Genomic DNA, 13,180 nt, shown 5'->3' on the forward strand with positions numbered 1-13,180 from the left:
GTCCAAGAAGATTAACCCGACAGGATAGTCCGCTCTTTTCCAATCGTTCAGAATCAGAACAAAAATCGAGATGACATGTTTGAAAGTCACCTGTTTCTGCAACAGTCACACCATAAAGATCAAGATATTTATGGGCAGCCCTCGTCTCGAATGCATTTGACAGCCCGTGCAACGTCACGCGCGGGAAAGTAGCCTTGCTTTGGAAAACGGATTCAAACACGCTATAGGCCAAGGCCGAAAGCAATGTATCAACGCAAAGATTAGCATCGACTTCGACCAGATCTTTTTCATCCATATCGATAAATCGTTTATCCACCTGTGCACAAACGCCCATATAGCGTTTAGCCCCTTTGGAACCGATAAAGCCATAAGCCCCGAATAGTTTATCATTCGAGACAACATCAATGGCCAAACGGTCACCTTGCAGGCTTTGCCCTTGTTCAACCAATGTATTCTTGAGCGGCCAATCAAAATACAATTGCCGATCAAATCGTGCCGCAACCGGTGTAATATTGGGATCAGGCAAGCGGGTCATGTGCGGGACCCATCCTTTTTGTTCACGGATATGCAAGACCGGCTGCTTACTGTTCATCCAGTCCGTCACGGTTTCCAACAGATCATCAACACGACCGTAAACCAGACGAAGGGCATCTTCGTACCCTTCTTTTTCCAAAACTTGAATAAAGCCATGCAACATATTGGCAAGATATCCGGTAGCCTCATTGTCTTGGGCAAGAACAATCAACAACGTTGCCCCACTATCCTCGTGTAATGCCGTTTTGATATGATCAAACAAAAGCGTTTCGATCTGTGCCACCGGTTGATTCAAATCATGTAGGAATAACAATTTATTATCTGCATCCTCGTCCAGATAAGGGACCAAGCCCTCAACAGGGGCAGAAGCCGGATGCAAGGCATATTTTGTCACTTCAGCACTTTGTTCTGAGGGGTGTGCCTCCCATTGACAGGCATAGCTATCCATCAGTTTTTTGGGTTCTTGCGCCAGCGCAATGAAGCGGATGCCCGCACCATAAAAGACCAGCGCTCCATCCGTCGTATTCACCCAAATATTCAAGCGAATTTCCTGCGCATCCATCTGCGTAATTTCAACCACGGCCTCCAATTCAGGCACAAGTGGTTGCAACAGGCATAAACGTTCCATCGAAAAAGGCACGTAACTTTTACGATAGGTGCTATCAGTTACAATCATGGACAAGACGCTTTGGAAAACACCATCCAGAAGCGGCGGATAACAAGCCCCACCAACGTCATGTGCCGGTGCCTCCAGACGCATGCGCAGGGTCTGGTCACCCACATACAACTGTTTGATGACCTGAAAAGCCGGACCATATTGAAAACCGATCTCCTGCACCTGTTGATAAAACTCATCAACGTCCAGCTCTTTTTCATTCTGTAGATCAGGAACAGGGGCAAAACCTGTTTCTGTGGGAGCATAGCGGGCAACAGCATTTAATTGATGGGCATATAATTGGTTACGCACACTTGTAAACAGTTCCATCTGCTGTGTGGCGCCATCAACTTTGGTGAACAAGGTGAAATTATCATTTTGATTCAGCAGCCACATGGCACGCAGTTCAACCTGATGCAATTCAACGCCGATATCGGCTGGTACCATCTGCGCCGCTGCGCTGAACATGGCGTCGAGATATCCAGCACCGGGGAATGTCGCCTCGCCTTTGACTTTATGGTCAAACAGCCAAGGGAAAAAACCGCGCGAAATATCACCTGCCCAGACAATGCCGGGAACGTTCACCCGGTTCAACAAATAAGGCGATCCGGGCAATCCAAATCGACATTGCTTGGATAAGGCGGACTCCACCCACAACTGTTTTTCCACAACCGGTGCAATCGGTACCGGACAAACAGAACGAACCGGATACCAGGCCGACCAATTCAGGTTAAACCCGCTGTTGTAGAAATGTTTCACAATATCGTGCAGGCGTTCCAATTCATCTTTTTCACGATGCAGGCTATAAAGAACAGGAACATTTTTTTGTAGATGATACAAATTTTCCTGAATTGCCCCGGTTAATACCGGATGTGGCCCGATCTCGAGAACTTGAGGGGTGAATGCCTCAATCATGGCGCAAAATCCGGCCTGAAAAGCAACAGCCTGCCGGATATTGCCCCACCAATAATCTGCTGGTGCGACATCCCCTTCAAAAAGCTGTCCACTGACGGTGGAATAAAGTGCAACATCCGGTTTTTGAAACGAAATATCAGCAAGCCCAAGACGCAAATCTTCTTCAATCGCATCCATATAATGGCTGTGATAGGCCACTTCCACCCGCAGGAAACGATTGAATATACCGGCCTTTTCCAATTCTTGTGCAATCAGGCCAAGTTGATCCAGATTTCCGCCCAAGGTCACCATATTGGTGCTGTTTTGCGCGGACAGGCACACCCCGTCATAAGCCGAGATATAGACCTGTGCCTCTTGCACATTCAGCGCTGTGGCAAGCATTCCGCCCTGCCCGCGCAATCGTGCTTGTAAGCGGCTGCGGTGATAGACAACACAAACGGCGTCTTCCAACGTCAACCATCCACTGGCCCAGAAGGCACACACTTCACCCAGACTGTGCCCCATGACACAATCCGCCTTTAATCCATAATGACGCAACAGCGTTGTCAAGGCGACCTGAAGACCAAAGCCGCAAGGTTGGTCAATTTCTGTACGCCCGATCTGGCTGTCTTCTGACGAGCTTCCCATCGCCTGAATAAACGAAAAACCGGACAGTTTCTGAAACAGTTCATCCACATGATCCAACGTATCGCGAAACAAAGGCACATTTTGATAAAGGCTGCGCCCCATCCCCCACCAATGTGGCCCCATACCCGAATAGATCAGGGCCAGCGTGTTATTTTGAACACCGGGCAAAGCCGGTTTCTCACTCAAAATTTCGTCAAGCTCTTGAAGCAGAGATGCCTCGTTTTTATACCAGATCAGCCTGCGATAGGGCCCGTCTGCATTGCTGTTGCTCAGGGAATATAAATAAGAATAAACATCCGTCGTTTCTTTTAGATCACCCTGAACCTTGCGCACATGTTCATGCAATCCATCATAACTGTAAGCCGACAGGGGAAGCGGTTTACCCTCTTCGCTTTTTACACAAGGTAAAACAGGGATTGAAGACCGCAGCGGACGTTTTACAACAACCATCGCGTTCGTCCCGCCATAACCGAAGGAATTGACAAGAATAGCTGGCTTTTTATCCAGTTTGTCGTGACGGATATAGTCTTGTGGAACCTTGAAACGGTCATCCCATGCCAGCGCGGGATTAAACCTGTTCAGATGCAGGTTTGCCGGTAAATGCCCATGTTCTAGGATCAGAAGGCTTTTAATCAGCCCCGCAATACCTGCAGCGGCTTCGAGATGCCCGATGTTGGTTTTAACCGACCCGACGTACAGACAATCCTGTTCACCAAGGCAGTCCCCGAATACATTTTTTAATGTTGTGGTTTCTGCCGTATCACCAGCTTGCGTTCCGGTGCCGTGGGCTTCCACATAACCGATATCATGGGGGCTGAGATCGCTCTTATCAAGCAAGTCCTGCAACAGACGGGTTTGTGCCGCCATGCTGGGCAGAGTAATGCCAGGGGTGTGACCATCCTGATTAATGCCACTGGCTTCAATCACACCCAAAACCGGATCGCCATCACTCAGCGCCTGTTCATAGGGTTTTAGCAGGACCAGACCGGCCCCCTCCCCGCGCACATATCCATCGGCCTCCGCATCAAAAGTGGCGCAGCGCCCATTGGGGGATAGAAAATGCCCCTTGGACATCGCAATATAATATTCCGGCGACATAATCACGTTGGCACCACCCACAATCGCACAATCGCATTCACCATTTTGCAGACTGCGCACCCCTTGATGCAGCGCAACCAGAGACGACGAACAGGCGGTATCCAGCGAAAAACTCGGTCCTGTAAAATCGAACGTATGGGAAATACGATTGGCCAACATGGTCAGGGTGGAACCTGTTGCAGTATGGGCGTTAATCTCGTCCCAATTGTTTGGCCCAAGTTTCAGTAGCAGATTATCAACACAAAATCCGCCGATAAAGACCCCAACGGGCTGATCCTTAAAAGTTTGTACGCCATACCCGGCGCGCACGAAAAGTTCCTGTGTCAGTATCAGTAAAAGGCGTTGTTGCGGGTCCATATTCGCCGCTTCGCGTGGTGAAATATTGAACGGTGCGGGATCAAAACTTTCAGGGTTCCAGTCGAGAAAGCCCCCTTTACCAACATAACTGTTACCGGTTTTCTCCGTATTGGCATCAACAAAACGCGACGCATTAAATCGACCGGACGGAATATCGGAAATGGCATTGCCTTTATTTTTCAAAAGCTCCCAAAATTCCTCAGGACTATTCGCCCCGCCCGGGAAACGGCAACTCATTGAAACGACGGAAATTTTTTTATTTCTATTGGACATTTTCTAAAGAACCAAATCCGGAAAAAGGGACAGTACATCTGCGCGACATTGTTTCAGAATATCAGCCTGTGCAGATGATTTCATCAGCTCGTATTCTTTTTTGGATATTTCAATATTTCGGTTCAGCGGTAAACTGTGCAGGACACAGACATTGCCCGTTTGCAATACCACAACCCCATAGCGATCGAAAAAGTTCTCGTCCTTCAAATCACCTGTTATGCGAGGCGGCTTGCCAGTAGGGGTCAAAATGGACCATTGCGCCCAATGATCCATTCGTCGGGCAATGGAATCCCCAAAACGCATGACCATAATTTCCGGTTCTTCTACAGGGGACTTCCCGTGATGCGGCTGGCTTAGATCCACCAGTTCCATTTCCGGCCCATTGGCCGTAAAATAATATTCCAGTTGATACACACGGCGTTCTTTTTGTGCAGCCAGTTTAAAAACACCCGCGGCAAGTGCCATATCACTCATCATAAAAGGGACAACCTGTTTGTGGGTCAGACGCCCCCCGGCAAGAACCGTATCGGGCAAGGCAATCAGCAAACGTCCTTCGTTCAACGCCTTTAACAAGTCAACATCAAAACGGGGACTGTCCACATCCAGAATTGCATTGCTGTAATATGCCCGCGTTTCCCCCGACATATATCGCCGTTTTTTATTGAGTAATTTTTCCACCACGGACGTATTGGCAATCAAAACCACGTCTTGTCCCATTTCCTGTACAACATAAAGAATGTTTTCAACAATCCATTCCCAGCCATGCATATGGGCAAGTACAAGGACACTGCCGGGTTCCACCCCATGTAATTTATTGGACAGATGTTTATAGTCAGCCGGAAAACTCGTTTTCCAATCACGCAATATTTTTTGGAAATTGGGCAAATACCAGAACCAGTTGGTATAAAGATGCTCACGATAAATTCTCAAGGCGATATTTAACAGTTTAGAGGCCTTTTGTGGCAGGAAAAAATAAAGCCGCTGACAAATATGAATGACCTGATAGGGGTTATCTTCCAACAGTCCGCTAAACCCGATGAAATCATCATAATTTTTCGCAATGGTCTGCCAGTTTTTTATGCTGATATCCCGATCCTGCGCCGTGATCTCAACCCGTGAAACCGCCTGTACGTCCTTGCTTTCATCCTGAGTGATGTTTTCAATCTGGGCATATAAATCCAGAATGGTTTCAGGAACCTGATCCAAATTCAAAGTCAGGTTAAAGTTTTTTTCCAGTTGAATATCAAGTTGCAGCAGATTGAGAGAGTCAAACCCCAAATCGGCAAGGCCGCTTTGAACCGTCAATTCCAGAGGATCTTTATCGCAAATTGTCGCAATCAGATTTAACAGATCTTGCGGTCCCAGACGGGAGAATTCAGCATGAGGATCATAGGTATGTACAACATCCAATGCCGATTTTTCAAATAAAGCCCGTGTCTGTCGGCGTTGTATTTTTCCACTGGACGTCACCGGCAGGCTGTTATGTCTGACAAAAAGAACTTTGTGCAGTTCGATCCCCATCTCCAGCAAAACCAGACGATATATCCGGTGTGCCGCAGACCCCAGTCGATCCGTGTCCAGCCCGTGATTTTTTTCAATACATAAAATCACATCACTTTCATTGGACAGGGCAAATGCAGCCGCACGGTCCACATTTAGGGTCTGGCGAACAAGATGTTCGATATCGTTGGGATGGAAATTTTCCCCATTCAGGATAATCAAATCCTTAATCCGCCCGGTAATAAACAAATGCCCGTCATACAGAAAACCCAGATCACCGGTGTGCAAATATCCGTTGATAAAACTTTTCTGCGTTTCATCCGCACGGTCCAGATATCCGCTGGAAATAGACGGGCCTTTCAATATCACCTCGCCGATCCCCCCCGGTGCACGTTCCGCATGGGTTTCGGGATCGACAATCCTGACCTCTATTTCCGGTATTGGTTTACCACTGGACACCAGTTCTATCGCATCTTTACGCTCGTGTGCATTTTCCGCACATATGGCCTGAGACTGACGATAGGCCGATTGCTTAAAGAAGGCCCGTAACGGTCCCTGATTTAAAGGGGTAGCCGAAACAAATACCGTTGCCTCGGCCAGTCCGTATGCCGGCATCAGGCTTTCCCGTTTAAAACCTGCCGGACGGCATAACTCGTAAAACTGATCCAGCGTTGACAGGTTGATCGGTTCTGCGGCATTGACGGCCGCTTTCCAACAGCTCAAATCCAAATCCGCAATCTGTTCCGCCTTAATACGTTTTACACAATTGCGATAGGCAAAATCCGGTGCACTGGAATAATCGGCACGGTAATCCGATATCGCCTTCAGCCAGCGATAGGGTGAACGGATAAAATCGATCGGTTGCAAAATAACCAGATGCCCACCAACCGATAAAGTTGAGAGTAAATGACTGAACAATCCGAGATCGTGATAAGGCGGCAACCAACTGACCACCGTCGGCGGATCTATGCGGGTGAAATGCAGATGCTGATTGATTGCCCTCAGATTATGTAAAATCTGTGTCCCGTTCAGCACCACCCCCTTGGGATCGGATGTGGACCCGGATGTGTATTGCACCAAAGCTGCAAGCTCCCCCTCCCCGCTTGCAATCTCATCATAGGAAAGCGGCGGTGGGTTCTTATCCAAAACATTCTGGACACTCAGATTTGCGGCCTCGATACCCGAAATCGGTGAGGAGGAAAGAACCAGATCCGGTTTAAAATTGTCATAAACGGATAGAAAACGTTTCAGGGTACGTGAGTTAGCCGCCTCAAATGTCGGGGCGACAAGGCGTCCCGCAAGGAAGCAACCCAACAAACCTGACAAAAAGGCGATGCCCGGTTTTTCACAAAGCAGAATACGGCTCTGCGGTTTTGTTTTCCGCTGTAGGAATTTAGCAACCTTTCGGCTGCATTCCATCAAATCGTCATAGGAAAAACATTCCTCGCCCTGAGAAGACAAAACGCGAAGCGCCGGCCTCTCCCCTAATTCAGAGAGTGACTGCCAAGCCCATTGTGCAAGGTTTTCAGGTTCTTCTGACATTTTGTTCATTGATGGAAACAGGCAAGAATTTCAAAAATAAGGCTTAGGCGGCGATAAAACGCCGCCTAAGCCCTTTGAGCCTTATCGTTTTGAAACGATTAAGTCCCCGGAACGAGCGGGATAACGTTGATGGCGCACGGACCGCAATCCGCACCGCCAAGAATGTCAACACCACAAACGTTGCCGGCGCAAACACCGGCACCCAAGGCCGCACCGCACGCATCACCAGCGCACGCACCGACACCCAAGGCTGCACCACAGGCCGTACCGACACCGGCAGCCGCAGCACAGGCATCTGCACCACAGACCGAACCGACGCCCACGGCTGCACCACAAGCGGCTGCACCACAGGCCGTACCAGCACTGGCATCGGCACCACAGGCAGCTGCACCACAGGCCACGCCTGCACCCGCAGCCGCACCGCAACCATCAGCGCCACATGCAGTTCCAGCCGATGCTTCCGCACCGCAACCTTTACCACCGGCAATCGCTTCAAGCTGATCGTCCTCAAGCTCCATATCCAGCTCGATTTCGTCATCCCATTCTTCCAACTGGTCTTCAGAAACCAATGTACTGTCACGAAGAACAATGTGACGAAGAATTAAACGGAAATCATCATATTCGCTTTCGATTACCGTATCGGGTTCACCGATCAACCCTTCTGAGATCGCACACGCACCATTGGCAACTGAGATCGTATAATCAGCTGCACCAGTGACTTTAAAGTGAATATTGGTTTCCCAATCTCCAGCATTTGCGGGAACGAAACACATCGGCAGAACTTTTAAGAACAAAAGATCTGCTTTTTCTTTTGCAGGAATGTCATCTGTTGTTTCTACAACATGATCATCTTTTTCCTGTTGTTGTTTTGCAACGTTGACCAACACTTCCGGTTTAGCCGGAAATGCGCGTTCAAACATTCGCAAATCGTCGATATTTGTTGTCTTGATCTTACCCGCCATAAAAGCTGTCTGCGGGTCAAGAATATGAACATCTGCACCAAATGGCTTGTCTACATATTCCATTCACAAGTCCCCTTCTTTGAAAAGAATTAACTGTCCTGATTGAAAACCGGTTTCCCGGCACTCTCACAGGTGACTAAGTATCATTACTGATTTTCGGTTTTGCCTATTGTCTTAACCTGCGGCAACCGCAGACTTCGTCGTAAACAAGCCCGAGTCCGTGTGGTTTCGCCCCACCTCTTCTGTTGTCGTACGGCTGACATCCAAGATATCATTTGCCGAGATTATCCCTCGTTTCTCGGCCCGAATGAGCAAGCGTTCGTTGATATTGAACTTCCAGCTCGGGCAGGGGAGTGAACCTCCCTCTCCTAAAGTTTTATCTGTATAAATAAATTTATATGCACAGGCCCCTGTACAGTTCGGCAGGATTTTGCAAGTCCGGCACGTTTCGTTCATAAAGGGCGACCATTGCATCCATTCATTATGAATGGGGCTGTCCAACGACTTTTCCGGTTCAAAAATTGTGCCGATCTTCATCGTGGTATCATTAACCGTGTCCCAGCATTTATGGAGTTCACCATTGGGAAGAAGAACCAGACCATTTTTGCGAACGGCCGCACAGTTACCATGCATTACAGGCGGACGCGGCAGGCCTGTCAGCCCTTTTTCAAAGGCATAGCGATATAATTCGGCTTCCATGGATGCATATTCCTGCTTGCCCATAGAAATATCATTACAGTTATGGCAGGCCTCTGTAATCGATTCAACCGGGGCAAAATACATGCCCAAATTATTTCGGTTTGAAAAGCCGCGTTTATGCAAATCATCAATCAAGTCAATAATATTGTCCTTGTTATGATGATCAATATTCACCCGCAATGAAACCTGAATAGGGGTACGTTCAACGGCTTCGGCCAAATTGTCCGCAATACGCATATAAGTCGGACGGCCCGACAGCAACATGCGGCGTTGATCGTGCGTTTCCGCCGCCCCGTCAAAGGTCACCTGACAGCTTGTTACGCCAAGGCTATAAAGTTTTTCAGCCGTTTTACCATCAAAGAAATAACCGTTCGTAACGATAAAGGCGCTATATCTCGTATTGTGTTTTTTACAAAGCGCTACGATTTTTTCCGTCAATGTCTCAATCGTAGACAGCCCCATCAAGGGTTCGCCACCATACCACGCAATATGCAACAGATTCAGTTCCGGCAATTTGCGATCCAGATAGTCAAGCAAGGCATCCTGAACAAATTGAGGCATTTTTTCATGCGGCTTGTCGGCACCTTGGAAACAGTAATCACAGGCGAAGTTACAGGCCATAATCGGCGCAACCGTCATAATCATGGTTGCCGGATCATTACGGGCTGCCATATAACGGCTTTCCAGCTCAAGGACCTCGTCCGTCTTGTTGCTCACCATATATCCGCCCGAGATGAAATCGCTCAGTTCCGGGTCGGTGACGGAACGTTTCTGCGTTTCGATGGATTTATAAATTTCCATATCCTGCGCATTCCAGACAGCAAAAGCCCCGGTCAGCGTGTTGTACACAAGATTGCGATCACCTTCGATCGGCACAAAAAGATTGTAAGTAGAAGCTTTGGCATGACGTTTTGAAACATCTTCGCCCGCGGTTACTGTTTTTTGCAAAACGGCATTGGATTGTTCAGCCTTAATTTGCGCCATGATAGAGGCCCGAACGATACTTCCTGCATCACTATATTCATTCATAAATTTGCTCCGTGTTAACCGACCCGCTTTTCTTATTCTTCGGGGCAATTGATAGATTTGTTACATGCGAACCTTTTACGGTCCGTTTTCGAAATATTAAGTTACCCTCAGCGTTCTTTTTTTATAATAGATGTAAAGCAGACTTCCCCCCGCCAGACATCCCAGCGCAAATACCGCGTAAAACCATGTTATTTCAATACGTAAGCCAACCGGCGGCAAGAATGAATTGTTCAACCAGTTCATGGTACCATGAGCGAGCGTCAAAGCGATGATGCCTGCCCCGCACGCTCTGGCAACCGAAAACAGGAACCCGACAGCCGTTGTCGTTAAAACGGTCCCCCAACCTTGTTGGATATGGTAAAGGCCGAAAATCACCGCACAAACACATATCCCGACAAGGGGCGACCCTCCCACATTATCCTGAAGAATGCCCCTAAACCAAAGCTCCTCAACCAATGCGATAAATATCATGTAGCGAATCAGGTCAAATACAGAGAAGTTGCCGGCCGCAAAAGAATGCACGTTCGTGCCATATTGCAGCATTTGAACAATTACCAATATAAATAAGGCAAACTGGAAATTCCCCAAAGTCACCTTTGAAATCGGATAAAGCCAGGCTGCCCAAACAAGCTGAACAACCATCAATCCCCATAACAAAGCCTGCCCGTGAGCGAAACTGCCACTGCGCAACAGCCCTAACCCGACAAGAGTGAGTATAAAGAACAATACAACATGTATGATCGGTCTTTTTCTCATGACACAATAATTACCCTAACTTAATTATTCTCTGAATTATTCATTAGAATTAAATAATAATGATACTCTGTCTAAAAAAGGCAATATACGCTTGAACTATACATGATTTTTTTTACTCCGAATACCATAAACAAGAGTCCCTACTCCAATTAAGATCATTAAAATATAGGAAAAGCTAAATTTCATTCCGTCATATTGGCGCAGGGCAACCGATGCCTCGTTCGTCATCTTATCATCCCCTTTTCTGACCAATGTGATTCGCGTTTCAAGACCTTCAAACTCATCCAATGACATCAAACGATAATAAACATGATTACCAAATTGATTGCGGAAGTTAACAATCTGAAAAGACGTGTCTTCATTTTTAGATAAGTCTCGATTCAAGGCCTCAACTCTGACCAATAATGAAATATCGGTATACTCGATCTGACGATTTCGAACTTTTAGCCATAAGCTTTGATCCGGTTTAATCACGCAACTGTCACAAACCGTTTGAACAGAATCATCGGTCAATGAAATTTTGTTCAATTCTTCAGATGTATAAAGGTTGGACGCAAAAAGAATGATGGATAAAACCAGACCGGTCACGCTCAGGCCAAATCCAACCACGATCAAAATAATTTGCTTTGCCGTCATATTTTTGAAATCAATTTTTTTTCTCATTGCTTTCAACCTTTACTTTGCCCCTATTCTATATTCAGAAATTCCATGACCGTCTGGTTCAACGCACCACGGATATAATTGATCTGGGTTTTGTTCTTTTCGAAATCCACTTTTGCCGAGGCTTTTTTATTCTGCGCCACCGCCAATTGCTGAGCCGCATTCAAGACATCCGTACTTGTTTGCTGACCTTGATTGAACTGCTGCACTTCGGCACGATAAATCCGTTGTGTGATTTCTTCTTCTGCAATCGCTGCCACGAGTTTACGATAACTCTGATAAATACTGTTCAAGGCAAGATCGACATTTTTTGCAATGGTTTGACGTTGTGTTGCCAAAGAGTAACGAACGGTTTTCAAATTAATCAACGCCTGTTTATGGGCTTCGTTATCCGCGCGTTGCATAAAGGGATAAGTTAACGTTAAGCCTACCGTCCAATCGTCTTTTTCACTGGAATTGAACTTGACCGATTTATTATCTGTTTTCCCATCCGTCTCCGTATAGGTGGCGTTAAAATCAACTTCGGGTAGCAACTGATGCTCCGCCGCCTCCAAGGTCATTTGCGCAGAATCAGTTGAATTTTCCAGAATTTTGATTGAAAGCGAATTATTCAACGCCTCATCAAGCAATTGCCTTTTATTCAACTTCGGTTCTGTAACTTCCGGCTCGCTTGTCGGTTGGATCAAGGTATAAATTTCTTCGCTTTCCTCACTGCTGACCAGTTTGGACAGGACATTGTTTGTCGCAATAATATTGTTTTGCGCCTGTAAAATCGCATCCATTCGCTGGGCAACACCGGTCTCTGCCCGTAATACTTCCACATTTGCCGCCAAACCGGCATCCGCCAATTTTTGCGCCAACACGGTCTGCTGTTTGGCCAGTTCATATTGTTCCAGTGCAATATTCAACGATTGAAAGGCCAGCCAATGATCCCAATAAGCATTGGTAACCGCAAGATATTTACCCGACATTGTATCAATATGCGTCATTTTCTGACTATCAAACGTCTTTTCAGCCGTCCGGATCGACAACGCATTCACCACCCCACCGGCATCCTTTAATAAAGGCTGGGTAAGACTAACGGATTTAGAAACCTGATCGGTGGCCAGATCGTTCGTATTGGTTGTAGAATCAGCCTGAGTATAACTGCCCGATGCGGATAAAACCGTACCGGTCTGAAAAGCTTTGCTGACGGTTAAGCTGGCCGTATCGTTAACTGTTTGTGTCGGTGTAACTTCATTTTGCGTCGACGATCTGGTCGTGCTTAACGTAACCGTTGGATCGAAACTCGACTCTGCCGAAATAATTTCCGATTGTGCCGTGTCGATAGCCAACGCAGTGGGCTGCGTCACCAGCTCGTTAAGGAACGTTCTTTGCCGGGCGGCACGCAGGCTCATTTGGACCCTGTTCCCTTGAAATTCAAAGTTATTCCAATACGGGGACAGCGCCCTCAAATCAGCAGCCTGCGCACCTTGCGCTAAAAACATATATGTTAAGATACCCACAAGGGCCTTTTTTTTCTTTATCACGCTCGCCTCATGCAATCATCATTTTAGTCTTGAAGTGAAACTGA

7 protein-coding genes are annotated in these 13,180 nt (G+C 47.1%); all 7 read right to left on the reverse strand.

Going from position 1 to position 13,180, the window contains the following annotated elements; all coding sequences use genetic code 11:
- Positions 1–4,459: type I polyketide synthase (locus ACN0VA_RS12750; protein WP_417821526.1), on the reverse strand; the 4,459-nt coding region annotated here is incomplete at its 3' end.
- Between the two features lie 3 nt (positions 4,460–4,462).
- A complete protein-coding gene (locus ACN0VA_RS12755) occupies positions 4,463–7,501 on the reverse strand; it encodes an AMP-binding protein (protein ID WP_417821527.1) in 3,039 nt (1,012 codons plus the stop codon).
- A gap of 98 nt (positions 7,502–7,599) precedes the next feature.
- Positions 7,600–8,526 (reverse strand): hypothetical protein, encoded by a 927-nt coding sequence (locus ACN0VA_RS12760; RefSeq protein WP_417821528.1) that lies wholly within the window; start codon positions 8,524–8,526, stop codon positions 7,600–7,602.
- 111 nt (positions 8,527–8,637) lie between these two features.
- Entirely contained in the window at positions 8,638–10,191 is a 1,554-nt protein-coding gene (locus tag ACN0VA_RS12765) for a TIGR04463 family radical SAM/SPASM RiPP maturase (protein ID WP_417821529.1), read from the reverse strand.
- 96 nt (positions 10,192–10,287) lie between these two features.
- Complete coding sequence (locus ACN0VA_RS12770; RefSeq protein WP_417821530.1) at positions 10,288–10,947, reverse strand: CPBP family intramembrane glutamic endopeptidase; 660 nt, start codon at positions 10,945–10,947, stop codon at positions 10,288–10,290.
- 96 nt (positions 10,948–11,043) lie between these two features.
- Complete coding sequence (locus tag ACN0VA_RS12775; RefSeq protein ID WP_417821531.1) at positions 11,044–11,610, reverse strand: hypothetical protein; 567 nt, start codon at positions 11,608–11,610, stop codon at positions 11,044–11,046.
- Between the two features lie 23 nt (positions 11,611–11,633).
- Positions 11,634–13,004, reverse strand: coding sequence for a TolC family protein (locus tag ACN0VA_RS12780; protein ID WP_417821532.1), 1,371 nt, complete (start codon positions 13,002–13,004; stop codon positions 11,634–11,636).
- Positions 13,005–13,180: the final 176 nt, after the last annotated feature.

Origin of the sequence: Terasakiella sp., from assembly GCF_048267425.1 — a bacterium.
Taxonomy (GTDB): domain Bacteria; phylum Pseudomonadota; class Alphaproteobacteria; order Rhodospirillales; family Terasakiellaceae; genus Terasakiella.

Coding starts and splice junctions, on each gene's coding strand:
- ACN0VA_RS12755 (WP_417821527.1), bottom strand. CDS start 7,501: ATGTCAGAAGAACCTGAAAACCTTGCACAATGGGCTTGGCAGTCACTC.
- ACN0VA_RS12760 (WP_417821528.1), bottom strand. CDS start 8,526: ATGGAATATGTAGACAAGCCATTTGGTGCAGATGTTCATATTCTTGAC.
- ACN0VA_RS12765 (WP_417821529.1), bottom strand. CDS start 10,191: ATGAATGAATATAGTGATGCAGGAAGTATCGTTCGGGCCTCTATCATG.
- ACN0VA_RS12770 (WP_417821530.1), bottom strand. CDS start 10,947: ATGAGAAAAAGACCGATCATACATGTTGTATTGTTCTTTATACTCACT.
- ACN0VA_RS12775 (WP_417821531.1), bottom strand. CDS start 11,610: ATGAGAAAAAAAATTGATTTCAAAAATATGACGGCAAAGCAAATTATT.
- ACN0VA_RS12780 (WP_417821532.1), bottom strand. CDS start 13,004: ATGAGCCTGCGTGCCGCCCGGCAAAGAACGTTCCTTAACGAGCTGGTG.